General features: G+C 56.4%; 27 protein-coding genes and 2 pseudogenes. 11 read left to right on the top strand and 18 right to left on the bottom strand.

Annotated elements, in window-relative coordinates:
* Positions 1–101 precede the first annotated feature (101 nt).
* Together BLW70_RS16025 and BLW70_RS16020 are read left to right on the top strand one after the other, a co-directional pair.
* On the top strand, positions 102–1,016 hold the full coding sequence (locus BLW70_RS16025) for a GGDEF domain-containing protein (protein WP_074875492.1): 915 nt from the start codon (positions 102–104) through the stop codon (positions 1,014–1,016).
* Between the two features lie 9 nt (positions 1,017–1,025).
* The gene (locus BLW70_RS16020) at positions 1,026–2,063 is read left to right on the top strand and encodes an AraC family transcriptional regulator (RefSeq protein ID WP_074875490.1); all 1,038 of its coding nucleotides are present in this window, start codon (positions 1,026–1,028) and stop codon (positions 2,061–2,063) included.
* Between the two features lie 160 nt (positions 2,064–2,223).
* Here BLW70_RS16020 and fabF read toward each other — a convergent pair whose 3' ends face one another.
* From fabF to BLW70_RS16005, 3 genes are read right to left on the bottom strand one after another with little or no spacing between them, the layout of a single operon-like run.
* The gene (gene fabF, locus BLW70_RS16015; protein ID WP_074875488.1) at positions 2,224–3,522 is read right to left on the bottom strand and encodes a beta-ketoacyl-ACP synthase II; all 1,299 of its coding nucleotides are present in this window, start codon (positions 3,520–3,522) and stop codon (positions 2,224–2,226) included.
* 46 nt (positions 3,523–3,568) lie between these two features.
* A complete protein-coding gene (locus BLW70_RS16010) occupies positions 3,569–6,718 on the bottom strand; it encodes an efflux RND transporter permease subunit (RefSeq protein WP_074875486.1) in 3,150 nt (1,049 codons plus the stop codon).
* Positions 6,715–7,824, bottom strand: coding sequence for an efflux RND transporter periplasmic adaptor subunit (locus BLW70_RS16005; protein WP_074875484.1), 1,110 nt, complete (start codon positions 7,822–7,824; stop codon positions 6,715–6,717). The genes BLW70_RS16010 and BLW70_RS16005 overlap by 4 nt, the downstream gene beginning before the upstream one ends.
* A 220-nt stretch (positions 7,825–8,044) precedes the next feature.
* Between BLW70_RS16005 and BLW70_RS16000 the strand changes: the two genes are divergently transcribed.
* Positions 8,045–9,505: an efflux transporter outer membrane subunit gene (locus BLW70_RS16000; RefSeq protein ID WP_074875482.1), complete on the top strand. Its 1,461-nt coding sequence runs from the start codon at positions 8,045–8,047 to the stop codon at positions 9,503–9,505.
* Between the two features lie 261 nt (positions 9,506–9,766).
* Here BLW70_RS16000 and BLW70_RS15995 read toward each other — a convergent pair whose 3' ends face one another.
* Positions 9,767–10,387, bottom strand: a complete 621-nt coding sequence (locus tag BLW70_RS15995; RefSeq protein ID WP_074875480.1) for a TetR/AcrR family transcriptional regulator — start codon at positions 10,385–10,387, stop codon at positions 9,767–9,769.
* Between the two features lie 133 nt (positions 10,388–10,520).
* A complete protein-coding gene (locus BLW70_RS15990; RefSeq protein WP_074875478.1) occupies positions 10,521–10,928 on the bottom strand; it encodes a winged helix-turn-helix transcriptional regulator in 408 nt (135 codons plus the stop codon).
* Positions 10,929–11,029: 101 nt separating this feature from the next.
* Here BLW70_RS15990 and BLW70_RS15985 point away from each other — a divergent pair, with 101 nt between their 5' ends.
* Positions 11,030–11,779, top strand: a complete 750-nt coding sequence (locus tag BLW70_RS15985) for an NADPH-dependent F420 reductase (RefSeq protein ID WP_074875476.1) — start codon at positions 11,030–11,032, stop codon at positions 11,777–11,779.
* A 1,045-nt stretch (positions 11,780–12,824) separates the two neighbouring features.
* Here the strand turns inward: BLW70_RS15985 and BLW70_RS15980 are convergent.
* On the bottom strand, positions 12,825–13,271 hold the full coding sequence (locus tag BLW70_RS15980) for a hypothetical protein (protein ID WP_074875474.1): 447 nt from the start codon (positions 13,269–13,271) through the stop codon (positions 12,825–12,827).
* Positions 13,272–13,505: 234 nt separating this feature from the next.
* Positions 13,506–13,869 (bottom strand): annotated as a pseudogene (locus tag BLW70_RS31125) (glycoside hydrolase family 19 protein); the annotation flags it as partial.
* 188 nt (positions 13,870–14,057) lie between these two features.
* Between BLW70_RS31125 and BLW70_RS30270 the strand changes: the two are divergent.
* Entirely contained in the window at positions 14,058–14,351 is a 294-nt protein-coding gene (locus tag BLW70_RS30270) for a hypothetical protein (protein ID WP_139273389.1), read from the top strand.
* Positions 14,352–14,777: 426 nt separating this feature from the next.
* A complete protein-coding gene (locus BLW70_RS15970; protein ID WP_074875470.1) occupies positions 14,778–15,146 on the top strand; it encodes a hypothetical protein in 369 nt (122 codons plus the stop codon).
* Here BLW70_RS15970 and BLW70_RS15965 read toward each other — a convergent pair.
* From BLW70_RS15965 to BLW70_RS15960, 3 genes are all read right to left on the bottom strand, one after another.
* Complete coding sequence (locus tag BLW70_RS15965; protein WP_074875468.1) at positions 15,127–15,453, bottom strand: hypothetical protein; 327 nt, start codon at positions 15,451–15,453, stop codon at positions 15,127–15,129. The two genes, BLW70_RS15970 and BLW70_RS15965, sit on opposite strands and share 20 nt — an antisense overlap.
* An 87-nt stretch (positions 15,454–15,540) precedes the next feature.
* Complete coding sequence (locus tag BLW70_RS30710) at positions 15,541–15,678, bottom strand: hypothetical protein (RefSeq protein WP_159439166.1); 138 nt, start codon at positions 15,676–15,678, stop codon at positions 15,541–15,543.
* Positions 15,675–16,328: a hypothetical protein gene (locus BLW70_RS15960; RefSeq protein ID WP_074875466.1), complete on the bottom strand. Its 654-nt coding sequence runs from the start codon at positions 16,326–16,328 to the stop codon at positions 15,675–15,677. The genes BLW70_RS30710 and BLW70_RS15960 overlap by 4 nt, the downstream gene beginning before the upstream one ends.
* 133 nt (positions 16,329–16,461) lie before the next feature.
* On the opposite strand from BLW70_RS15960, the gene BLW70_RS31305 reads away from it, so the two are divergent.
* A complete protein-coding gene (locus BLW70_RS31305; protein ID WP_268877137.1) occupies positions 16,462–16,803 on the top strand; it encodes a DUF4406 domain-containing protein in 342 nt (113 codons plus the stop codon).
* Complete coding sequence (locus BLW70_RS31115; protein WP_268877136.1) at positions 16,793–16,954, top strand: DUF4406 domain-containing protein; 162 nt, start codon at positions 16,793–16,795, stop codon at positions 16,952–16,954. The genes BLW70_RS31305 and BLW70_RS31115 overlap by 11 nt, the downstream gene beginning before the upstream one ends.
* Positions 16,955–16,978: 24 nt before the next feature.
* Here BLW70_RS31115 and BLW70_RS15950 read toward each other — a convergent pair whose 3' ends face one another.
* Positions 16,979–17,359, bottom strand: a complete 381-nt coding sequence (locus BLW70_RS15950) for a hypothetical protein (RefSeq protein ID WP_235865006.1) — start codon at positions 17,357–17,359, stop codon at positions 16,979–16,981.
* Positions 17,360–17,818: 459 nt separating this feature from the next.
* Here BLW70_RS15950 and BLW70_RS15940 point away from each other — a divergent pair, with 459 nt between their 5' ends.
* A complete protein-coding gene (locus BLW70_RS15940; RefSeq protein ID WP_074875459.1) occupies positions 17,819–18,202 on the top strand; it encodes a hypothetical protein in 384 nt (127 codons plus the stop codon).
* Between the two features lie 198 nt (positions 18,203–18,400).
* On the opposite strand, the gene BLW70_RS30705 is transcribed toward BLW70_RS15940, so the two are convergent.
* Complete coding sequence (locus BLW70_RS30705) at positions 18,401–18,985, bottom strand: hypothetical protein (RefSeq protein WP_159439165.1); 585 nt, start codon at positions 18,983–18,985, stop codon at positions 18,401–18,403.
* Between the two features lie 276 nt (positions 18,986–19,261).
* Between BLW70_RS30705 and BLW70_RS31110 the strand changes: the two are divergent.
* Positions 19,262–19,471, top strand: a pseudogene (locus BLW70_RS31110) (hypothetical protein).
* 257 nt (positions 19,472–19,728) lie between these two features.
* Complete coding sequence (locus tag BLW70_RS15925) at positions 19,729–20,073, top strand: DUF3892 domain-containing protein (RefSeq protein WP_074875455.1); 345 nt, start codon at positions 19,729–19,731, stop codon at positions 20,071–20,073.
* Between the two features lie 54 nt (positions 20,074–20,127).
* Here the strand turns inward: BLW70_RS15925 and BLW70_RS15920 are convergent, their stop codons facing one another.
* From BLW70_RS15920 to BLW70_RS31105, 6 genes are all read right to left on the bottom strand, one after another.
* Positions 20,128–20,385: a hypothetical protein gene (locus BLW70_RS15920; RefSeq protein WP_074875453.1), complete on the bottom strand. Its 258-nt coding sequence runs from the start codon at positions 20,383–20,385 to the stop codon at positions 20,128–20,130.
* The gene (locus BLW70_RS31300; protein WP_268877171.1) at positions 20,382–20,513 is read right to left on the bottom strand and encodes a hypothetical protein; all 132 of its coding nucleotides are present in this window, start codon (positions 20,511–20,513) and stop codon (positions 20,382–20,384) included. Before BLW70_RS31300 ends, BLW70_RS15920 begins: the two co-directional genes overlap by 4 nt.
* A gap of 96 nt (positions 20,514–20,609) precedes the next feature.
* Positions 20,610–21,035 (bottom strand): cell wall hydrolase, encoded by a 426-nt coding sequence (locus BLW70_RS15910; RefSeq protein ID WP_074875451.1) that lies wholly within the window; start codon positions 21,033–21,035, stop codon positions 20,610–20,612.
* A 63-nt stretch (positions 21,036–21,098) separates the two neighbouring features.
* Complete coding sequence (locus BLW70_RS15905) at positions 21,099–21,467, bottom strand: phage tail protein (RefSeq protein WP_074875449.1); 369 nt, start codon at positions 21,465–21,467, stop codon at positions 21,099–21,101.
* Positions 21,460–21,804 (bottom strand): hypothetical protein, encoded by a 345-nt coding sequence (locus BLW70_RS15900; RefSeq protein WP_235865005.1) that lies wholly within the window; start codon positions 21,802–21,804, stop codon positions 21,460–21,462. Before BLW70_RS15900 ends, BLW70_RS15905 begins: the two co-directional genes overlap by 8 nt.
* A complete protein-coding gene (locus tag BLW70_RS31105; RefSeq protein WP_235865004.1) occupies positions 21,792–23,006 on the bottom strand; it encodes a hypothetical protein in 1,215 nt (404 codons plus the stop codon). The genes BLW70_RS15900 and BLW70_RS31105 overlap by 13 nt, the downstream gene beginning before the upstream one ends.
* Positions 23,007–23,043: the final 37 nt, after the last annotated feature.

Genomic DNA, 23,043 nt, shown 5'->3' with positions numbered 1-23,043 from the left:
GCAGGGCCATGAGCTGATTCGACCTCAAACCCCGGTCACATCGCTGTCACAAACATCTGCTGTGCTGACGCGCATTACCTCTTCGCCAAAGGATCACGGCCATGTTTTCAGTGCTCAAACCCCATCGTTGGAAACTCGCGCTGCTGCTGTTGGCGGCGAACATGGGATTGCTGCTGCACCTGGCCTGCGGTGAGCTGAAAAGTGTCAGCGAATGGGTCTGGCTGGACATCATCGGCGAAGGGGGTTCCGCGCTGCTCGCGCTGGTCTGGCTGGGCCTGGTGCTCAAGAGTCGCCCGGCCGGGCGCGTCACCAATTACCTGGCACTGGGCTTGAGTTGCATCTTTTTTTCCTGGTGGATCGACAGCCTTGACGAGTTCATCCGCCTGCCCGACAGCATCACCTGGGACCACTGGCTGGAGTCCGGGCCGATGCCGGTGGGCATGATTCTGCTGACACTCGGCATCTATCACTGGCACCGCGAACAACTGGCGATCAGCGCGCAAATGGAGAAGCGTGAAAGGCTCTTTCGCGAACACCGGCTGTTCGACAAACTCACCCCTTTGGGCGGTGCCGATTACCTCAAACGCCAGTTGATCAGCAGCCTTGAGGACAGCCAGGGTCAAGCGCAACCCTTGTCATTGCTGGCGCTGGACATCGATAACTTCGCGGCGATCAATCAGGCGTTCGGGCATGCCGAAGGCGATGCCGTATTGCAGGCGCTCAGTCATTTGCTGCTGCTCAACCTGCGCCGCCAGGACCTGCTCTGCCGACTGGCAGGCGATCGTTTCGTGGTGTTGTTGCCCAACACCGGCGAGAGCCAGGCACGCTTGCTGGCGCTGGAACTGCAACAGGCAGTACAAGGGCTGGCCCACAAAACCCGACAACACGGCGAACGCATACACCTGTCGGCCAGCACGGCAGTGGTCATGGCCGTGGAAGAAGCGCCGGACGCCCTGCTCAAACGCCTCAACCTGGCACTGGCCCGGGCCAAACAGCCCTTGGCAAAAATTGCCTGAGGCCCGCTCATGACCCTGAAAAATACCTGGTTCGAAGCTGACAGCCGTTTCATTCCCGGGCATTACCAACCCGCAACCCTGATTGATCTGGCGCTGTCCCGGGACATTGACAGCCATCGCCTGCTGCGCGGGACTGGACTGTTTCATGAGGACATCCTGGCCGGCCAGACTCGTCTCAGCCCGCAACAATTTCTAGGGTTGATCGGCAATAGCCGGCGCTTGCTGGATGCCGATGACAGCAGTTTTTTGTTCGGCCAGCGCTTGCTGCCGGGGCATTACGGCCCTGCCAGCCACGCCCTGCGACACGCGCAAAACCTGCACCAGGCCCTCGACACTCTGGTGCAACAGCAGGCGGTGCTCTGCCCGCTGGCCACGCCGCGGCTGGTGCTGGACGAAAAGCATGCCTATTTCTACTGGCTGGACAGCTGCGGCGCGGGCGAGCAATGGCGTTTTTTGCTGGAGGCGAGCATGACCTCAATCGTTGCCATGAGCCGGTCACAGAGCGGCCAGCGCCTGCCGTGGGAATGCAGCTTCAGCCATGCCGAACCGCGTTATGTCGAGCAGTACTGGGTGCACCTGGGCGAGCACACACAGTTCAAACGCCCGCTGGACCTCATGCGCATCCCCCGGGAATTTCTCGCCCAATCCTGGCCCGACGCCTCGGCCACCGCGGGCCAGGTCGCCCGTCAGGAAGCCCACCGACAAATCGAACAATTGGGCTTTGCCTCAAGCTTCATCGATTGTGTTAACCGCTACCTGCAAAGCCACGTGCGCCAAGCTCCCAACCTCGAACAAGCCGCCCAGGCCTTCGCCATGAGTCCCGCCACGCTCAAGCGCAAACTGCAAAAACACGACACCGGATTTCAACAGCAGGTGGATTTGGTGCGCAAGCACGTGGCGCTTTACCTGTATCAGATCAAGGGATTCAGTAATGAACAAGTGGCGGACTATCTGAGATTCAACGATGCAGCTAACTTCCGGCGCTCCTTCAAACGCTGGACCGGCAGCACGCCCAACCTGATTCGCGAGATGTTCAATACCCGTTGAGGTCGGATTTGTGTGTGTGTGTGTGCGACAGAATGCACATGGAGCCAAACCAGATCGCCGTAATACGAACATAAGCTGTCATCAGCCCAATAATTGATGCAGTAAAGCGGTCTGGATCCCCTGCACCCACTGCTCAGCTCCGGTTGTCGTCATTTGAGCGTCACACTTCTGACTCCGGCTCCCAACGGCGAAACAGCACGCTGGCGTTAACACCGCCGAAACCGAACCCATTTGATAGCGCATGCGTGATCGACAACTGCCGAGCGTTGAGTGCGACCAGGTCAAGGCCGCCGGCCGCCTCATCGGGATGATCGAGATTCAGTGTGGGCGGCACCACCTGGTCGCGAAGCGCTAGTACAGTGAACACAGCTTCAATGCCTCCAGCCGCTCCAAGCAGATGCCCGGTGGCGGACTTGGTCGAGCTGATCGCGACGCCTGAGTCGCTCCCGAATATCGAACGAATCGCTGCCAGTTCGCCTTTGTCACCGACCTGCGTGGAGGTCGCGTGTGCATTGATATGCTGAACATCGGCAGGACTCACAGCCGCCTGGCGCAGTGCCTGTTCCATGGCGCGGCGTGCGCCGCTGCCGTCCTCCGGCCCCGCCGTCAAGTGATAGGCATCGGCGCTGGTGCCGTAACCGACCAGTTCCGCCAGTGGTTTGGCTCCACGAGCCAACGCATGCTCCAGTGACTCGATCACCAGTAACCCGGCACCTTCGGACATGACGAAGCCGTCACGGTCGCGATCAAAGGGACGTGAAGCCTGCTGTGGGTACTCGGCAAAGCCAGTAGATAGCGCGCGGGCCGCCGCAAAACAACCCAGGGTTACACGGTCTATCGCGGCTTCGGTACCGCCGCATATGGCGATATCCGCCTCACCACTTCTGATGATTCTGGCCGCATCGCCGATGGCTTGTACTCCAGCAGCACAGGCTGTTACCGGAGCGCCGAGCGGGCCTTTGAATCCGTTCCGAATGGATACGTGCCCGGCCGCCATGTTGGCGAGAAAAGACGGCGCAGTGAATGGCGACAATCGGCGAGGACCACGCGCATCGGTAGTGCGGACAGCGTCGGCTATCGCGCCAAAGCCACCCACGCCCGATGAAATGATCGTGGCGGTCCGCTCCTGGTCTGTGACTTCTGTCGGATGCCAGCCTGCCTGCTCCAGAGCTTCGTGCGCTGCCACAAGTGCAAACTCGATGAAGCGATCCATCTTCTTGCGATCCTTGGCCGAGATGATGCGCTCCGGGTCGTAACCGGCGATGGCATCATCTTCCAGAGACGGCACCTGGCCGCCTACTGCAACGCCCGTACCCTCAGTAATATCGTCGGGCAGCTTACGGATGCCAGAGCGCCCAGCCAGCAGTCTCTTCCAGACTTCTTCTACTCCGCACCCCAGAGGCCCGACAATTCCGACGCCCGTGACCACGATTCGCTTTTGACCTTCGAGATTAATCATTGAACCCTCTTCATTTTTCAGTCGACGCCCACGCTATGGCCTATGGCTAAAGCTTTGTGGTGAGGTGAACGGCGAGAGGACGCGGTGGTGTCCTATCCACCAGGTTTGCTTGCTTACTCGCTGTTTCAGTTTGACCCGTATTGTCTGGACGGATCTTGAACCAGATGGCGTACATCGCAGGCAGGAACACCAGCGTCATGATGGTTCCGACCAAAGTGCCGCCGATCAGGGTGTAGGCCAGCGTGCCCCAAAAAACAGAATGGGTCAGCGGGATGAATGCCAGGATGGCCGCCATCGCCGTTAGCAGTACCGGGCGGGCACGCTGTACCGTGGCTTCGACCACTGCGTGAAACGGGTCCAGCCCTTCTTGCGCGTTGTGATGAATTTGCCCAATCAGAATGAGCGTATTGCGCATCAAAATGCCCGACAGCGCGATCAGCCCGACCAGGGCGTTGATACCAAACGGCTGCTGGAAGATCAGCAGCGTTGGCACCACCCCAATCAATCCCAGCGGCGAGGTGAAGAACACCATGATCATTGCCGAGATAGAACGCACCTGGACAATGATAATCAGCAGCGTCAGGGCAATCATGATGGGAACCAGCGGCACTATCGCCTGGCCGGCCTTGCCCGATTCCTCGATCGCACCCGCCTGCTCGATCCGGTACCCGGCAGGCAGCTTGTCTATGATCGGCTGCAGCTCCTTCGTGATCACGCTCGAGACGTCCGGTGGCTGCAAGCCTTCGGCAATGTCGCCGCGCACGGTAATGGTCGGCGTGCGGTCACGGCGCCTAAGGATCGGATCCTCCATACGCACATCCACCTCTCCGACCTGGGACAGAGGGATACGCTGACCCGCCGCGCCCACCAAGGTGAAGCCTTCAATCCGGGCGGGATCGAGCCGGATGTCCCCGGCGGCGCGCCCCACCACCTGCACTGAACGAATGCCTTCACGAACCGCCGTGATCGGCACTCCGGTCAGCAGGAATTGCAACTGCTGGGCGACTGCACTGGATGTCAGTCCAACCGCCTGCAAGCGATCCTGATCCAAGCTGAAATGCAACGTCGGCGTCAGAGGGCCCCAGTCGCTGTTGACCGTCCGCATCATCGGGCTGGCTTGCATGACATCTTGCACACGACCCGCAATCTCGCGCAGCTTCGTCGGGTCCGGCCCCATCACCCGGTAGGCCACCGGGAATGGCGAATACGGACCGAACACAATTTGAGATGCCCTGACTCGGGCCTCTGGGGCGAGGCCTGCAGCGACCGCTTCGCGAAGACGGAACTTGAGGGTTTCACGCGCCTCCTGACTGTCCGTTAGCACCACGATCTTGGCGAACGATGGATCGGGCAGTTCTGGCGCCATCGCCAGGAAGAAACGCGGCGCGCCCTGCCCGATATAAGCCGTGACGATTTTTGCCTCTTCCTGCTGTTGCAGCCAGGCCTCGACCTTTGCCGCAGTGGCACTGGTCTGCTCGATGGAGGTTCCGTAGGGCATTTGCACCTCGACCATCACCTCGGGACGGTCCGAGGTCGGGAAGAACTGCTTCTTCACCAGGCTCATGCCCAGAACTGCCACGAAAAACAGCGTGATAACCGTGCCGGCCACCAGCCATTTACGGGCGATGACGCGTGTCAGAACCCGGCGGAAGCGGTTGTAATGGGGAGTGTTGTAGATAGCCGCATGCCCACCCTCGACCTTCTTGATGTCCGGCAACAACTTCACTCCCAGGTAAGGGGTGAAAGCCACCGCGACGACCCAGGAAGCGATCAGAGCAATGCCGACGATCCAGAACATGTTGCTGGTGTACTCGCCGGCAGTGGACTGGGCGAAACCGTTGGGCATGAAGCCAATCGCCGTTACCAGCGTACCGGAAAGCATCGGCGCGGCCGTATGACTCCAGGCATACGCGGAAGCTTTGATTCGGTCGTAGCCCTCCTCCATTTTCACTACCATCATTTCGATAGCAATGATGGCGTCGTCCACCAGCAGTCCCAGCGCCAGAATCAACGAACCAAGGGTAATACGGTCAAAATTCTTTCCGGTGGCCGCCATCACCACAAACACGATCGCCAGCGTCAACGGAACCGCCGCTGCGACCACGACGCCTACCCGCCAGCCCATGCTGAGAAAGCAGACCAGCATCACCACCAGCAGCGCGACAAAAAATTTGACCATGAACTCGCCAACGGCCGAGTCAATGTTCACGGCTTGATCAGTGACCTTGGTCAGCGTCATACCCAGCGGCATGCCTTCATTTATCTTCGTCGTTTCGGCGTCCAGCGCCTTGCCCAGGTCCAGGCCATTCCAGCCCTCGCGCATTATGACCCCCAGCAACAAGGCCTCTTCGCCCTTATTGCGCACCAGGAAGGTTGCGGGATCTTCATAACCACGCTCGATTGTCGCCACGTCGGCGAGTTTGAGCGTGCGCCCCTGAACCGCAATGGGTGTGTCCCGAATCTTCTGCACCTTATCGAAGGCGCCATCCAGCCGGAGGAAGACCTGTGGCCCATTGGTTTCGATCGAACCGGCGGGTGTGAGCACGTTTTGATTATTCAGCGCGGCAAAGAGGTCCTGGGGAGAAACGCCCAAGGTGGCCAATCGGTCATGGGAAAAGGACACAAAGATGCGCTCGGCTTGCTCACCGATGATGTTGACTTTCTTTACACCCGGCACATGCAACAGTTGTTGGCGTAACGCCTCAGCATCACGCACCAACAGTCGCTGCGGCTCGCCTTTGGCTTTGAGGGCGAACAGCGCAAACGTCACGTCCGAATACTCGTCGTTGACCAATGGCCCGATCACACCCGCCGGTAGCTTGGTGGCTTCGTCATCGAGCTTTTTGCGCGCCTGATAAAACTCTTCCTGCACCTGTGAGGGTGGCGTGCGATCCAACAACGACACCATGGTGAAAGCGAGACCGGGCCGCGTATAGGTTTCCGTGCGGTCGTACCATTTCAGTTCTTGCAGGCGTTTTTCAAGTGGCTCTGCTACCTGATCCTGCATCTCCTGCGCCGTGGCGCCCGGCCACGCGGTAATGATCGTCAACTGCTTGACCGTAAACGGCGGATCTTCCGCACGCCCCAGCTGGAAGAACGCCAGGGTGCCTGCAACGGCAATCAGGAAGATCAGAAACACCGTAATGGAGCGCTCACGAACGGCGATCGCGGAAAGATTGAAGCGACCCTCGCTCATGGACGCCCCCCGGCAACTTTTTCGTCATCCTGTTGAGGCAATCTCACCTCTTCACCTTCGCGCAACAAATGTGCGCCTAACGCTACGATCTGCTCGCCGATTTTGAGGTCGCCCGCGACTCGCACTGTGTCGTCGCTCAAGCCCAGGACTTGTACAGGTCGCCAGGTCACCTTCGCCGGCGTACCGGCGATCACCCACACGCCCGTGCCTTGGCCTGGGTCATAAACGGCAGCGATCGGTACTTGCAGCCCCTGCCCTTGCGTGATGACTTCAGCGATCCGAAGTGTGACGGTCGAACCTATCGGTGCATTGGCCAACGCGCCCTCAAGCACGTACCGCGCCTCGAAGGTGCGTGTCATTCGGTCGGCCGAGTCAGACAGCAGCCTGAGCTTTGCTGTAACAGCATCCGTGGAATTGCCATAAAGCGTCGCCTGCGCAGTGGATCCTGCTGCGGGGCGCAACGTCTCGGGCAGGTGCACGATGGCTTCGCGCTGTCCTGCCCGCGCCAGTCGAACCACGGGCTGTCCCGGGCTGACAACTTGTCCTGGCTCGGCGAGCGTCTCCACCACCACGCCGTCGGAATCGGCAAGCAGCACCGCATAACCAGAAGCATTACGGGCAACGTCAGCCTGCGCTTCTGCAGCGCCAAGCTGCGCCTTTGCGGTATCCGCTGCGGCTTTGATCTGGTCGTAGGCCGATGCAGAAATAGCGCCTGCGGCAACCAGACTGCGGTATCGCGCCTCGTCATCTGCTGTCTGCTTGGCTCGGGCCCGTGCGGCTATGACCGACTCTTGCTGCGCTCGCGCCTGCAACCCCAGGTCGATTGGGTCAAGGCGCATGAGTAGCTGACCACGCTTAACGGTCTGACCGGTGTCAACCAGACGCTCAAGCACCTTGCCTGATACCCGAAAGCCCAGGTCGCCCTGGACGCGGGCAACCACGACACCACTGAAAGAACGCGAGACATCGGACGAAGCCTGAACAGCAGTGGACCTCACCAAAGGGGCATGCGTGCGTGGATCGTCAACGGTGGATGAGTCGCCACATGCCGTCAGGACGAGAGGCAACAAGCAAGCGGCAATGGGGAAAGGTCGAAGCCGGCGCATAGGTTCCCTTACTTAAACAAATAGGACAGGCGTCATATTCTCAGTCTAGTGACCATTTATGTCAACGGTCACACGCTATGAAGTTCTAAGCCCTTCCACCTCAGCGGCTAATTCGCCGTATACGCTGAGTCAAATTCGAACTTGACTGAACAAGCGTCGATTGACAGGAAGTGACCATAACGTAACATGGTCACAAACATGCTCAATTGAAGGAGCCTCAATGCCTCCCCTCCGCCCCGTTGCTCTCTTGGTGAGTGCCAGCTTGATGACAGGTTGCGCGATCGGTCCGGACTATCACCGTCCGGACGCCCCGCTTTCGGACCGTTACTTGGGTCAGCCTTCTGTCGAACAGAGGCCTGGGGTGACGCCTGCCAGTCTTGTCGCCTGGTGGGAAGGCTTTGGTGATCCACTGCTCGCCGACTTCGTCTCCAAGGCACTTGAGCAGAACCTGGATCTAGCGCAGGCGTCGGCGCGAGTAACCCAGGCACGGGCAGGACTAGGCGCCGCAAATGCCGCTTTACTACCCTCGGGAAACATCAGCGGCCAAGCCGCGCGTTCCTACCAGTCAATCGAGACCCCACTCGGCCAGGTGTTGAACTCAACGCCTGGCTATGATCGGTACGGAAGTTCCTACGAGGTCAACCTCGATGCCAGTTGGGAGGTGGACGTCTTTGGCGGATTGCGACGCGGACGCGAGGCTGCACTGGCCGAGTACCAGGCTTCCGAAGCGGGTGTCGCTGCCACACGACTGACCATCGCCGCGCAGACCGCCGATATCTACATCACTATCCGCGGATTGCAGACCCGGTTGGACATTGCGAACCGACAAGTCAAAACGCAGCAGGAGCTACTAGAGAAAGTCCAATTGCTCTACAGCAAGGGCCTCGCCGCCAACTATCAGGTTCGTCAGACTGAGGGGGCACTATCGCAGGTCCAAGCGACAGTGCCGGCCCTGCAGACCGGCCTGGATGCTGCCATGAATGCACTGGATGTCATGCTCGGCACGCCGCCAGGCACTCACCGCACGCAATTGGCAAATACGGGGAACATTCCTGTAGCGCCGCAGATAAAGGCCACGGGAACGCCGGCCGATCTGCTGCGCCGCAGGCCAGATCTCATTGTTGCTGAGCGCCATCTCGCAGCCTCAAATGCACGCATCGGGGAGGCGATTGCCGAGTACTACCCGAAATTCTCCCTGAGCGCATTGCTGGGCAGTGCCACGGCTGTATCCGCAGGCAACCTTTTTACCGGCGGAGCCAGCCAGTCGGCGGGTGTATTGGGGTTACGCTGGAGACTCTTCGACTTCGGTCGCATAAACGCCCAGATCGACCAAGCCAAGGGACAGGAAGCCGAAACCCTGGCCGCTTACCGTCAGTCTGTGCTGCGCGCCACCGAGGATGTCGAGAACGCGTTCTCCGCACTGGTAAATCGGGAAGCTCAAGCAACCACCCTCACCGGGGGAGAGGCGTCTCTGACGCAAGCTCGCCAATCGTCATTCATTGCCTATCAGAAAGGTACGGCCAGCCTGATCGATGTCCTTCATGCCGACGAGACGATGCTGCAGGCTTCCGATGCCCGAGCGCAAGCACGAACGGAATCGGCACAGGCGGCGGTCGCGGCATTCAAAGCGCTTGGTGGCGGCTGGCAACCGCCTGACGCCCAGCCTGTAGCGACCCGATGACTTAACCGGATGACGCGGCACTTAATGCACGCCCCTCTTCTTTCAGCTACTACCAAAACCCGAGAGCGGGCTTCGCTCACTGACTGACGAGATGAAGCATTAGAAGAGAGGAACCGCCCTGTTTACTCATGTGACTAAATCGACAAATGGTCACATCACAGATAAATAAAATGCCCTTCGAGGGATGGAAGAAGGGCAAAGTGAAAAGCCATTGAAGATTCTGACGGGTACCCGCGATATGCGATAAACCTTAGCCGAAGGTCAAGGCATGAGGCTACGCAAGATGAGGTTGGAGGTGAGCGTGGGCGCCTCCTCGACAAAATCGAGGTTGTACTGCAGCAGCAAGGGGTTAACGAATGGCCGCAGCGCGAGATGTATCGCTTCTACTGTCTCGTCCAGCGGAGTCTTGCGTTCAAATTCGCCAATCTCTCGCCCCTCTCGCACGATTTGCAACACGAAGCGTTTGATCTGTGCCTCATAAGCCTGCGTACTGGGCCAGCTTTCCGACGCTGCGAACGCTGCAATGTCATAGAGTTTTCGGTCGTTAAAGAACAAATTCACACCTGTAGCGATCACCGTTTTGACCAAACGTCGAAAGCGCTCCGTCGGCGACAGGTCTTCTACATTGATAGCCTTCTCCACAGCCACGACGATTTCTGCCAGACAATTTGCGCAGATGGCTTCACCGATCGCCTGCTTGGAATCAAAAAATTTGTAGATGTAGGCCTTTGAAAACCCGATGGCCTTGGCCAGGTCGGAAACCGTGGTTTTGCCATAGCCGTATTGACTGAAGTGTTCGTTGGCCGCCGCGACAATTTGATCGCGAATCTCGTGATCGATTGGGCCACGGGGGCTAGGCGAAGATATTGATGGCTGATTCATGGAAATAGCTTACTCACCCTATCGAGGACTTACAATGTGACCAAACAAATACATAGTCACAAATCTACGTTTTGAAACCACAGCTGATCAGATTTGAAACGAGCTGACGTTTTGGGTAGCCCAACATGGCGCATTAGCGTTCCAACAGCTCATTGTCGCTAACGCTAGACAGGTTTATGCCCTTTGCCTCGTGCTGATGACGAAGCTCAGCCCAGTCTATAAGGGCAGTCATAGCCGGGCCGAGTGCATGCCCCAGCGCCGTTAGCGCGTACTCCACCCGCGGCGGCACCTCTGGGTATACGGTACGCTGAACGATGTCGTCCTGCTGAAGCCCTTTCAATTGCTGAATGAGCATCTTCTGCGTGACATCGGGAATGAGCTTCTCCAGTTCGGAGAACCGAAGCGGCCGGCCTTTAGCGGCCATCAACTCATTGATAATCACAATTTTCCATTTGCCCTCCAAAACGCGAAGCGTGGCGTTTATAGCGGCAGACCAGGCCTGCCGTCGTAAAGGGTTCTCACATTCCCACTCACGCGCCATCGATACTTACCTTTTGGTGGGTTACAGACTAAATCGTCGGTTCTTGCTGAACCTGCAGTACGAATACTAACGTATCCAGACTTTGAATCTCTGGAGGCATTATGAAAATCGCGATCGTTGGTATTGGGTCTATCGGCGGAACCCTTGCCCGAAAGCTCGTCACTGCTGGCCATGAGGTCAGCGTCGCCAACTCTCGCGGAAAAGACTCGGTAAGCACTTTTGCCAAGGAAGCGGGTGCTATTGCTTGCGATCTGAACGATGTCTTCGACGGCGCCGATACTGTGATTGTTTCCATCCCCCAACCAGCCATGGCGGCTCTTCCCAATAACCTGCTGGCGGCATTGCCATCTTCGGTTCCAGTGATCGACACGAGTAATTACTACCCAGGCCTGAGAGACGAGCGCATCGCTGCTTTGGAAAATGGTCAAACGGAGAGCGTCTGGGTTAGCGAGCAGCTTGGCCGACCGGTGATCAAGGCATTCAATAATATTCTGGCTTATTCGCTAGAAAATCTTGGTAAGCCAAAAGGTGCGGAAAACCGTCTGGGAGTCGCCGTTGCTGGTGACGATGCAAATCACAAGCGTCTCGTGATGCAACTTGTCAATGAAGTTGGATTCGAGCCAGTCGACAGTGGCCGCCTGGAGGACTCATGGCGTCAACAACCTTGTACGCCAGCGTACTGCTGCGATTACACCGCTGATGAGATGCGTCCCATGTTGAATGCCGCAGTCAAGGGAGTCGCAGCGCAGAAGCGAGAGGCATTCAATGCGCAACTCTCTGCCCTGTTCGCCAAAAATCCCTCTCATCATGACGTAGTTGAATTTAATCGGAGCTTCAACACGGCAAGCTGAATTCGTCGCCACCGATCTAACCATAGGCCCCACCCAGAGCCGGTGGTTTTTGTGAGTTAGCAGCGGATTTGGCACCGACCAGGACCTTGCAAGAGATTCCGAGCTGACCGCTAGAAACCGCGGCCGACGGATCTTTCGAGGGTTCAGCGGCACTCAATCGGTGCCAACTACCTGCAAAATGGTTTGTCACCAAAACAGCAAGAAATCGGGTGAATTTGCGGTCTGTTTGGCACTGCGATTTGGGCCCAAAAACGTCGAATTTGGAGGTTTGAGTCAGGCTCTCGGACGCGATGGTTTGATTCCATATCGGCCCCTGGGCTTTGTAATCAACGAGGCTTCACAAGGCCCACAGCCCGTCAGCAATCAATTCGAATAGATGCGCCCTCCCCGCGCTCTATTCCGTTTCCCTAGCGCACAATCGGAAGTCCGGCTTTCGCTGCTTCCGTTTGTCTTCAAAGGCACGACCCGCGTGACGTACAGCCGGTTTCGCTGATTTGGGATGGTGACCGTTAAGAACGAAGAATCGGAACTGAGCTTCCAGGGTTTAGCGTCGCGGAGCGGGTGAGGGAAAACGCCCTAATTGCCCGGAAACAAGGCGTTAGGCAAGACCATCTGACATGCGAAAAAGCTGAGAAAGGAAGAGAAATATCAAACAGGATTGGTGCCAAAGGCAGCGCGAAAAAGGGCCAAAAACGGCGTGAACTCACACCAGAGCCAGTGGTTTTGTGGGGGTAAAAACGCCGAATAATAAAAAGGGGTCGCGAGATAAAATCTCGCAACCCCTTGAAAAATATGGTCGGGACGGAGTGATTCGAACACTCGACCCCTAGCACCCCATGCAAGCTTAGATCGCTGAAACCCGCCAAATATAAGGCTTCGCGCCTGGCGCTCGCTGCAACGATGCCCAACAGTGCGCAACTGTGTTTGACAAAGTCACTCGGAAAGTCACTGAGCCACTCTCCCATCGTTCCCGGCGTCCTGCCGACTGCAACTTCCACTACTTCTCATTGAAACTCCTTCCCAGGCTATCTATCAATGGCAAAAATCACCCTGCACTTGTGAAAGCCTGAAGCGCCGCCATGCATCCCTCGTAGAATTTCCAAAACGAACCGAGAATAAGAAGAACTGCGACCCAGCGAAGTATTTCTCCAATGTTTTTGCTTTGCTTGCCAAACTCCCCGCCGAATGCCGCCTGGCACACATACGCCAAGCACGCGCCCAATCCAGTAAACATAACCCCAATAACGAAATGCTCCAGTGACACAGCCAAGAGTCCCTTGACCGTTGCGCCGCTAAAACGCGACCAAGCTGTTCCAAGGAATGCCAGAAAGGCGACAGCGGCCCCCCCATTAATTATTAAGGCACTCTTAATAGCTAAATGAGACGTCGCGATAGTCGCCCGCAACATCTCCAGCAGGCTCTCATGATCTCGCTGATTATTATTTTGCCAATCCACCAAGTTAGACTTGAACTGCTCCAGACGAGCCTGCACGTGTTCAACGTTTTCCGGTGTTTGACGTGACTCACGTCTCAATCATGTCGACCAGCTTCGAAAAGCTATCGAGTGAAACGTCTGATAGGCCGCTCCCTTTTGCCCTGTCAATTTCTCCGCGAAGAATCGATATAAGTTCCGATGTCAACATTGAGCAATACTCTCTAAAGGGGTAGCGGAAGTGTGTCGGGCCACAAGATTTTATTCAAGGCTGCCGCCGTCTCCGTTCGCTGGTTATGTCAGTACCTCGCGGGCTTTCTTCCACAATGCCAACCGGTCAGCCTGCCCGTTGACCCCGCCATTGATACGGCGCGTAATCCGCTCGAAGTAGCCAGCATCAGCCAGTGTGTTCAATCTTTTGTCGCTCAGAACCAGGCGGCAGACAGGCCAGGCGTGTTGCGGTTGCTCGCGCAGCTCGGAGTGATTGACCATCTCCACACCCAAGGCTTCACCGCACGCCGCATAGTTCGCCCGCCCGGTAACCTGAATCAGCCACGGCCAAGGTACTTGAAGCCATCACCAGCCACGGCGATGCGCAAATCCGCACGCCCCTCTTATTTGACTGGGCCGATGTTGGCCCCCAGATCTCGCATACGTAACCCCACCGAGATCGGGATCATCGACGGGGATTAACGCTTCATATCGTCACCGAGTTTCTTCTCCTTAGCGGCGTACCAGGTGCGCTGCCCTGGGTTAGTGTGGATACCGTGCTTGGCGGACAGCTCATTGAAGTAGTCGATCAGGCGCTTCGGGATGACCGCCTCGACCGGATCGAGCCAGTAGGCCTTGTTCTTCCTCCTGAAGAAGAACTTCCAGTCCGCTTGCCCAGTGGCGTGCCGGATAAGCGACTCGGACCATCAACTACATCGCCGCGCTGTACGGCATCAAGTTCGCGACGCCCACCAGCGAACTCTTGAGGAGCGCCGCAAGGAAGAGGCTAAGCTAGTACCGCGCATCCGGCGGGTGGCCAAGGCCAACATTAGCCAAATGGCTATCGCCGAACAACTCGGCATCAGTCGCATGACCTTGCGCCGTATCGGCCGCTTTCACGGCATCACCCTCAACTCACGAACATCTTGATAAGGGCCCAGCAATCGAAGAGGCTGCAAAGCGGCAAAGTGCACTGGAGGCGGCGAAGGCTGCCTTTTTTCTCTGGTGGTCAGTCTCAACTGATTCCGACCGGCGCCTGCATGGACAGCCCAGGCGTGCTGCAGGCGCCGAAGCCGGCCTACAAGTACAGAACGATCGAAGAGCAAAAGAGCAAGCGCGGACGGACCACCACCGCTCACCCTGGCTACTCGTTTGATGGGATGCAAAGCGGCGGGTTTGACGCGCTACAAGGCCAGCAGGCATTTGGAAATCAGCGAAACGTTGTGCCGATGCTTGATCGCCGATTACTCGCTCGACTTCCCGGCCTCAGCATGAGGCGCATCAGCAACCAGGTGCGCCAGCGCCGACGACAGACATGGCTGGATATACCGGCCCACGGAATTGAAGAGGCAGGCCATGGCCGAGGAACAGCAGCAGCCGACGGCGGAAGCGCTCAAGCAGCGCAGGAAGCGAGAGAAGTCAGCAGCAAAGGACGCAGCCCTGGGCATTGGAAAGTTTCAGATCGAAGTGGCCGGGGTGTTCAAACCTGACCTGCATCGAGTGATGAAAGCCCACAGCATTAACAATCAGCGGGAGGCTTACCAGCTGTTGCTGATGAACCTGATCGGCGCAGACTTCGAGACCCAGGCCAAGATGCTGCGCTGTGTCACGACACCTTACGAGCCAAGTGAAAAGGTGTTGCGACAATTGAGAGCAGCCGGGCTGCAACACTTAGCGAAGCATCCCGGCGAGGTAGGCGACGTAATCATTGATCCTTGTCAGTGAGAACGCCCATCTGCAGATGAAACTCCAAAATTTCCGGAGAGTTTTTCCCTTCCGGCGTAGTCCTCGGGACGGTGTACAGAACCCTTCCCGAATGATGCGCGCCATTTTCGAGCTGGATAGTGTATTCACCATCACCAGTTGGACTGCCAGAGTGGTGGAATTGCCCTTCCCGAAGGATGACCTTGTACCGACCAGGAGCATCACCGAGCGCCTCGAGAAAAACCGGATCGATTCCAAGTTTTACTTCGTAGTGGACGAACGCCGGCGGTGCGGTGACCGTAAACGATTCAATTTTAAGCTTTTCCACGATTTTCTCCTTGTTCCAGCTCCATCCGAGTTGAAAAAATACTCACCTCAACGAATGATGCCAACTAGCGACGCAGGCGCTTACGGATCATTTTTTTGCTGGTTTTGGAGCTGGTGGTGGAGAAGATGGCCGTTGCGAGACGATGACCTTTTTTGAAGACCCATCATTAAACACCTGCACTTTCTCGCCGCCGCGTACGTTGCCTTCTCTGAATTTTTCGCTCATGGAATGTTGCTCCACTGACTTTTGGGGATTGACTCAATAACGATGCTGCCGAATGGCTTACAAAGGTACACGAATGGCACCTCGTAAAGAAACTCTGAATCGCTATACCTATATACCTTAACTTCCGCGAGTACAACCTCATGACACGAGGAATTTTCTGCATAGCTTATAACATGACCTTCATAAGTTAGATCATCTGGCTTGTCGCGAACATATATCCAAGTTATGTCCTTTCCACCCATAAAATAGGAAAAAAGGTTTTCATCACCATACTTCGTCGAGACACCAAAAAATCTTGCAAGTTTATTAAATAGCTTATGATTAATACAAAATGAAGCAAATAGGGCTATGGGCAACGCGAGAACCGCCGCCCCAAAAACCTCAATAGCATTTACGCTTGTTTCTGCCTTTAGAGCTGCTTGCCATATCCCTAGCCAAGTCCACTGCGCCGGGACGCCCCAAGCACGCAAAATATCGATAAAAAGCCAACCAGCTTGTAATCCACCGTATGACAAAACCCCCAGCACAAGAGAATACAAACCGAATCGAAATGAATCCCACTTCTCGTGAAAAGTGATTTTATCACTGACTATTGCAGCGATTATTCCTGGGAGCATTATGACGATTAAAGTAACTACGAGCTGACTCATATTTTCTTCCATAAAATTGTCGATCCAATTTTTCCCCCATCACAATAATGCACCAAAGCAAATTGGGATAGATAGACCGCAACGCGATCCCCCTCCTCCCACCGCCCGGGCATGACCCGGCATAGGACGCCCCATGCCCACAGAAAACCGAAACCATCCAGATGACCGCCACGCCGTCGAAAACTTGCACCAACTCCACTCCGAGTGCATCTCAGACCAACTTATCGCGCTCCAGGATCAGGCCTATGCCATGGGCTTGAATCGCGGTGCGCAGCTGACTAAGGGGGTCGTGACTCTGGCCGGCGCACGCAGCAACCGCGTGTACTTGACTGGCCCAATGACCGGCTTCGAAGACTTCAACTTCCCTGCCTTCAACAAAATGGCCGCCGACCTGTGCGCCTGTGGCTACGTGGTCGAGAACCCCGCAGAGCACGGCATCGTACCCGGCCGATTGGGCCGATTACATGGCCTATGACCTGACGCGCTTGGGTCTGTGCGGAATGATCGCCCTACTGCCTGGCTGGGAAAATTCAGAAGGTGCGCGTTTTGAAGTCCAGATTGCCCACCTCCTCGACATGACGGTTGTGAATGCCCATGATCTGGTATCGATGGAGATTGCATTATGAGCAACCGATGCTCATACGAGTTGGCTATTGCTCTGGAGCTCGCCTGAACTCTTCTCCAGTAGGCATCGTCCAGTCCGAAGCTGTTCTTTCATGGACCGATTCATCACGGCTGTATCCATCGTAGGTGAACATCAAAAGGTAAAACGCGAACGCCGTTGCGGCTAACGCTGCCCTGCCCATGGGGTTCGCATCCTTGGGTAGTCCACCGGGTCCGATACAGACCCAGCCTCCTCGAAAGTAAGCAAACACTGCTTGGATGAACCATCCATGCACGAACAACGCCCCAAAGAAATTGCTCCAATCCCCAGAAAAACGCTCAAAAGCGTTTACAAATGAAGCCGTAATCATCAACGACAGTAGCAAGTACCGATAGCGTCTCAAGAACGCCAAGGCGACGCTTTCCATACCCATAAAACTCTGTCCCTTCGATTGGTCTAGCTTCCCTCGCCACAACGCCTACCAAGCGCCGTAGGGGCGAGCCAATACTAAGTCAAAAACCAATTTAAACCCTCCCCCTTCAAAGTCAGCCGCTATAGCGGCAAGGACGGCATCTACGGCACGAATTGACCTAGGCTTTCGCGAGCAGTTGGGATCGCATACTCAAGCAGCTCTAAAGGGACATCTTGTTCGAAAAAGGTCACCTCAAAGCGCAGCGTTTCGTCATTCCTGAATATCTCAAAGACCATATCGTTGCCGCGCCAGCACTCGATCCCCAAGCCGTCATGCCCATTTGTCACGTGTGAGGCGGTAAAAAACTTGTATTCGACTCCGTGTACGACCACATCGCACCTCCCAATCTGAGGTGGCAACGATACAACTCCGCTGAACGAATTTGAAAGCCGCTATAGCGGCAAGGACGAAGTCATGCCTGAAGAAAACACCTCCCGCGAGGAAACCTGGTTAGCCGATAACGAGATGTTCAACTGCGACAGCCTCAACGAACTGCTCAACGAGAACGACGAACTGGCCGTCGGCGACAGCGTATGGAAGGGAGAGAAATTCACGGTGAACATCACCGGTTATGTCGACGCCGGCGATGTCATCGAAATGCTCGGCGAGCGCGCCTATGACGATGTCGGTGAAGTCGCTGAGGACTGGCCAGACGTATCAGCCGATGCTCGCTTGGAACTGGATGCGGTCTTGGCCGCATGGGCCAGCAAGCATTGCAACGCCACGTTCTACCGAGTGCGCAACGTAGTCGAATACACACTCACCGCCGAGGATCTGGCGGAGCAGGTGACGCCATGATCGCCCTCGCCTGGTTCGCCTACGTGTGCTGCTACAAGGGGCCGCGATGATGAATACCTACCGGCACACATTCGCGGCTGTCTGCCCGTCGGACGGCGAAACAATCGTTTACCGATTCGAACTGCGATCTACCGCCATGATCCACGTCGAGCACATCAAAGCGGCGACGGCGCTGATTAAGAAATCGCCAACACATGACTACTTGCGTGGTATATCCCGAAAATCTTCGCCATTGTTGTGTGTAACACCAACCTGCAGTATCAGACTAAACGCACCCAAGACGTATGTGAGGCATCCCACGAACTCCAATGCAGAGGTGCTCCCCTCTCCACGCAACCTGACAGCCTCAATGATAGCGGCCTTGTGGCTATCTAATTTGGAAGAGTCCGGGTCCAGCGCATGGGCCATGATGTTGCGAATACGATTGATCTTCTCGCACAGTGACCACAACTCCACCATGCCGCCAAGTTTAATGTCCGCGGGGTACAAAGCCCGAGATAGGTCAAGGATTTGAGCAAACGTAAAGCGAGAGTCTTTCAAAAACTGGGGCTGGGGAACCATCTCAGAACAGAAATCACGAAGCATTTCTTCCAGCATCAGGTGACATTTCAAGATGAGTGTTATGTCATCCATCTGCGATGAAAAGTGCTTTTCGAATCGTTTGTCGTGTTTCTTGCTGAACTCTACATTCACCATAAAGCCACCTTTCAAACGACATTTCTTCAATGGGTTTTGCGCCAGTTTTGCGCGGGTTTTGCGCAGACACAAAAAAGCCGATTCCATCTGATCGGCTCAAGTGTCTGATTTTACTCAGGAATAATGGTCGGGACGGAGTGATTCGAACACTCGACCCCTAGCACCCCATGCACGCAGTACCCCTGTAAGACCTTGTGAAATGGCCGTTTTTACTGGCGCTCGCTGCAATCGAATGCCCACAAGTGCTTACACGTGCGTGAGAGAGTCACGCAAAAGTCACGCACCCTCCCACGGCGTCCTGCCGACCGAACACCAATCCTTTTTTGACTGCTACGCTTTTCCCAACCACACAGAGGAATCGCCTTGCCAAATTCAGACCTGCTCCCCTCCCTACTATTCAAGATCAACAAAAACCAGCTCGCCCTTGAGGCCGCCATCATGGAGCTTTCGAATTGGGTCGAGGCCCGCGGCTAGGCTGACGTCGCCGACAACGTACGCGGCGCCCTGGACACCATCGACAAGAACGAAGAGGTCATCAAGCTGACGCTCGCAGTCCTGATGACCCCGGAGTGACCGAGAGCGACAGCTCGTCGCCTCATCCTCGCCCAAGACTTGCGTCCAGACTACTGTATATCCGAACAGTAAAAACAAGGCGCGACCGTGGACCCTCTCGAAATCGAAGACACCAGCGACTGGCTCGGCAGCCCGACTGAGCTCGAAACCTGCCGTCACTGTAAACAGAGGCAAAAGGCCCTCATCCCTCTTGCAAATTAAGGGATCGACCTCATATTCGTCAGGCTCAATTTCGGGCGCAGGAAGCGGAACAATTTATGACTGAATACTGGATTATTGCAGCTGCTTACTCAGAAGAAGAGCAGCATATCAGCTGGGTGATGCTGACCAGATCTGTCGACGACAAGGTTAAGGACGCTTGGTTGGCAGACCGAGAATATGTTGCTGACCTCATAAACACAGGTTCAGCGACATTCAAAACAGCGACCCGAAATCGTCAGACCAAAAAGTTCGAGGCCCGTGCAAATGTGCACGTATATGATGAGACCTTTTTATCCACTGACGGAAACGATACAGAACTCGACAACTTAAATAGTCTTCCGCGCTTCACCGCACCTATTGTTGAAGTGGATTTGAAAGAGCTATTTAAATTACCAAGTTGACTAATCGCATGATCCGCTCAGTAGGTGGGAAATGATCCTATGGGCATATCCCGCCTACTGGCACGCCACGACTGCTGCGATCAGACCGCGCTCGTATCCTATACGCTGGCGCCGCTCAGCCAGCAGCGCCCGCACCTTCAGCTCCAGCGGATCGGCCTTCTTAAGGCTCGCCGCAGCCCAAGGCGGCACCGCCACCTCCTGCGTCTTGCACGACACCAGCACCGGAACCTCCATCCGTACTGTGCGCACCTCAGGCACCTGGGTCGCGCACCCCACCAGCAACACCACCAACCCCATCAACACCAACCTCATAACCCTAACTCCTGATCAATGATCGATGCGGCTGCCTGGGCCGGGTCGCCGCCAGTACGCTCCTGTAGTAGTCGATTGGCTGCGGCGTAGTCGGACTTGGCTTCTTCCTTGGCCCGGGCCTGAGCCATGCGAAATGCCGTGGACCATGTTGCAGCCAGGGCATTCGAAGAACAGCCGATCCTCTTCGGACTTGGCCAGCACGCGAGACAACCGGCTGAAGGCTGTCATGGCACATCCTTGAAGAAGACGTGGTGACCGAGTTTCAACGTCTGCTTGGCACCCTTCACCCACGTCGGTGGCTTCGGCATGGTGGTCGCGTAGTAGTGTGTGGCGCCGCCAGTGGGATCTGGCACCTTTCCGGCAATCACCTGGTCAGCAGCGATCTGTGCTTGGGCGAACTCGCGAAACGGGATGGGCTTCGCGCCATTTAGGTAAACGTAGTTCGGGTCGTTTTTGTTCCAGCAGCTGAACTGGTACGGCTTCTGGCACACACCTGCATAGCCCTCCCCCCACCATGACTTGGCTTTGCCATCGTTCACGCGGTTGCGGATCGTCCAAGCCACGGCGATTTGGCCCTCCAGCGATTCTCCTCTGGCCTCGCCCCACAGCGTGCGGGCGAGAATGTCGCGGTCTTTGTCGGTAACTGGCATCACGTTTCTCCAGGCAAAAAAAATCCCGCTCGATGGCGGGTTGCGTTGTACTGCGGTGGCGCGTCAGGTCAGGCCGGCGGCCACAGTTTGCGGATCGGCCACGATTACCGGCACCACTGGCTCAACCGGCCATACCGGCGCGGCATACCAGGTCGGCTGCACGGTGACTTTGCCCAGTGCGAACTTGTAGGTTTTCCAGGCTTTGAGATTGATCAGCAGCGCGGCCTGCTCCGCCTCATCTTCCTCGGTCGATTCGCCAACTTCGATACCGAAGCCGATCGTGTCGATGCGGTCCTGAATGCGGGCTATCTGTACGGCCGCCCCCCCGTTTCTGGCGGATAGCTCGGCTTTGGCTAAGGCAAGCTGCTCGGACGCAATTACGGCAGCTTTCATCTCAGCAGTGATCAGTCGAGACCAGTCGATGTTACTCATTGCCCTCTCCTTGTGCGAAAGGATCTGGAAGTGCGGCGGGGAACAGTACATCGCCGTCTGGAACGCTGAGCAGGTCCTGAGGTGTCGCCTGCTCCGGGCTGAAGTTAAACGGAATTGGATACCTCAGCTGTATCGAGATAGCGCCATCCCTACAACTTGCATCACCAACAAACCAGTCAGAATTAATAGCCTGTACCGGCAGGGTTGAACCTTCGAGCATTGGCGAAAAATCAAATTCTTCACCGTTAAGAATCAAAACTTTTCCGCGCTTTTCCACCTCAAGCGAAACGCCGTCTTCAAATCGCTGGCCACAGACACGGATATTCATAGTTTCCATCGACCGATCCCTACCAAAGATATAGTGATGCTGCCTGTGGCTGCGGTACTGGTGTAAGCCGCCCACGTGCCCCAGGTCCCCGCGGCACCGAATGTTTGTTGTCCGGCCCAGCCGCCGCCAGACGATTGTGAGATTCCGTAGGAAGCAACGACCCAGTCCCCCACCGGCGAAATTGCCAAGTAACCCATGTCATAAGAGAGAGACTTGAATACGTTGCCGTTCGCAACCGTGCCGCCCCCGATGGTGACGGTCTTGTATTGGAAAAGAGTGCCATCAGCGAGCTTGACATAGCGCGTCGCGTTGATTGTCCCACTATCAAAAGCCGCGCCATTCGGAATGCCAGCCAAATCACCAACAGGGCCGACGAGGTTTGTTCGGTCGTAGGAGAAATCCTTGGCAAGTGCTTTGCCGCTTGCCCTGTTGTACTCCAGGCAAAACCAGTTGCCGCCGCCCAGGCTCAAAAACACAGCCGTATCATTAGCCGCTGTAGCGATACTGGCGCCAGTCGGCAGTATCAGAGACGCGGCGCTATGCGTAAGAAGTAGCGAACCAAGAAATCGGACCGTGCGGACGGCCCCGGCTGCAACAGTTCCTAAGCTTGTAACGGTGCTTGTTCCGCTGATAGTGACGGTATTAGACGCAGCGCCACCGATGTCGACCGTCGCAGCTGAAGCCAGAGCCACCGGCGTCGCCTCGTTCATCGCTCCGGTCATCTTTCCGCCGGCCAAGGGTAGGCGCCCGGTAACTTGCGCCTGGAGTTTTCCCGCTGCGGCCAATACCGAATCTGCTTCAACAACAGGCTCAGCCTCGGTCAGGACCAATCCTGAGAGCAACGCGGTACGGACTCTGGTTTCGGTGAAATACTTGTTGGTGGCTCCCTCCGATAGGCCGTCGGTGTCGGTCAACGCAGCCAGCTGCTCGCCAAACTGATTGACCAGCGCGCGCAGTGCATCGGCCGAATCTTTGACGTAGCCCTGCATCGGGGCCAGAGCGTAGGCCCCAGCCGCATTCGTCGCGCCCAGGTAATTCGGCGAGATGGACATTGCCGTATCGCCGGCAATGTTGGTGACTTCGTACCAGCCACCATCGGGCCCGCGAAACGCATCACCGACACGGCTGTTGGCAATGAATGCGGTATCAGCGCCGATCACGGCGTTCGAATTTAGGACGACAGAGACTGTTCCTGATTTGTACCAGGGCATTGAGTATCTCCAGAAAGAATTTGTGCGAAGCGGAAGA

The organism is Pseudomonas frederiksbergensis (assembly GCF_900105495.1).
GTDB lineage: Bacteria > Pseudomonadota > Gammaproteobacteria > Pseudomonadales > Pseudomonadaceae > Aquipseudomonas > Aquipseudomonas frederiksbergensis.
The sequence above is the reverse complement of the archived record's forward strand: the minus strand, read 5'-3'. Positions and strand labels throughout refer to the sequence as shown.

Bases quoted from the DNA above. Each gene is read 5' to 3' on its own strand.
- BLW70_RS30710 (WP_159439166.1), bottom strand. From the start codon at position 15,678: ATGAGCGAAAAATTCAGAGAAGGCAACGTACGCGGCGGCGAGAAAGTG.
- BLW70_RS15905 (WP_074875449.1), bottom strand. From the start codon at position 21,467: ATGAGTAACATCGACTGGTCTCGACTGATCACTGCTGAGATGAAAGCT.
- BLW70_RS15995 (WP_074875480.1), bottom strand. From the start codon at position 10,387: ATGAATCAGCCATCAATATCTTCGCCTAGCCCCCGTGGCCCAATCGAT.
- BLW70_RS15925 (WP_074875455.1), top strand. From the start codon at position 19,729: ATGACTGAATACTGGATTATTGCAGCTGCTTACTCAGAAGAAGAGCAG.
- BLW70_RS31115 (WP_268877136.1), top strand. From the start codon at position 16,793: ATGGCCTATGACCTGACGCGCTTGGGTCTGTGCGGAATGATCGCCCTA.
- BLW70_RS16025 (WP_074875492.1), top strand. From the start codon at position 102: ATGTTTTCAGTGCTCAAACCCCATCGTTGGAAACTCGCGCTGCTGCTG.
- BLW70_RS15910 (WP_074875451.1), bottom strand. From the start codon at position 21,035: ATGCCAGTTACCGACAAAGACCGCGACATTCTCGCCCGCACGCTGTGG.
- BLW70_RS15950 (WP_235865006.1), bottom strand. From the start codon at position 17,359: ATGGAAAGCGTCGCCTTGGCGTTCTTGAGACGCTATCGGTACTTGCTA.
- BLW70_RS31105 (WP_235865004.1), bottom strand. From the start codon at position 23,006: ATGCCCTGGTACAAATCAGGAACAGTCTCTGTCGTCCTAAATTCGAAC.
- BLW70_RS30705 (WP_159439165.1), bottom strand. From the start codon at position 18,985: ATGGAATCGGCTTTTTTGTGTCTGCGCAAAACCCGCGCAAAACTGGCG.
- fabF (WP_074875488.1), bottom strand. From the start codon at position 3,522: ATGATTAATCTCGAAGGTCAAAAGCGAATCGTGGTCACGGGCGTCGGA.
- BLW70_RS15990 (WP_074875478.1), bottom strand. From the start codon at position 10,928: ATGGCGCGTGAGTGGGAATGTGAGAACCCTTTACGACGGCAGGCCTGG.
- BLW70_RS15940 (WP_074875459.1), top strand. From the start codon at position 17,819: ATGCCTGAAGAAAACACCTCCCGCGAGGAAACCTGGTTAGCCGATAAC.
- BLW70_RS31305 (WP_268877137.1), top strand. From the start codon at position 16,462: ATGCCCACAGAAAACCGAAACCATCCAGATGACCGCCACGCCGTCGAA.
- BLW70_RS16005 (WP_074875484.1), bottom strand. From the start codon at position 7,824: ATGCGCCGGCTTCGACCTTTCCCCATTGCCGCTTGCTTGTTGCCTCTC.
- BLW70_RS15960 (WP_074875466.1), bottom strand. From the start codon at position 16,328: ATGAGTCAGCTCGTAGTTACTTTAATCGTCATAATGCTCCCAGGAATA.
- BLW70_RS15900 (WP_235865005.1), bottom strand. From the start codon at position 21,804: ATGGAAACTATGAATATCCGTGTCTGTGGCCAGCGATTTGAAGACGGC.
- BLW70_RS16010 (WP_074875486.1), bottom strand. From the start codon at position 6,718: ATGAGCGAGGGTCGCTTCAATCTTTCCGCGATCGCCGTTCGTGAGCGC.
- BLW70_RS31300 (WP_268877171.1), bottom strand. From the start codon at position 20,513: ATGGCTCAGGCCCGGGCCAAGGAAGAAGCCAAGTCCGACTACGCCGCA.
- BLW70_RS15970 (WP_074875470.1), top strand. From the start codon at position 14,778: ATGGCCGAGGAACAGCAGCAGCCGACGGCGGAAGCGCTCAAGCAGCGC.
- BLW70_RS16000 (WP_074875482.1), top strand. From the start codon at position 8,045: ATGCCTCCCCTCCGCCCCGTTGCTCTCTTGGTGAGTGCCAGCTTGATG.
- BLW70_RS16020 (WP_074875490.1), top strand. From the start codon at position 1,026: ATGACCCTGAAAAATACCTGGTTCGAAGCTGACAGCCGTTTCATTCCC.
- BLW70_RS15920 (WP_074875453.1), bottom strand. From the start codon at position 20,385: ATGAGGTTGGTGTTGATGGGGTTGGTGGTGTTGCTGGTGGGGTGCGCG.
- BLW70_RS15985 (WP_074875476.1), top strand. From the start codon at position 11,030: ATGAAAATCGCGATCGTTGGTATTGGGTCTATCGGCGGAACCCTTGCC.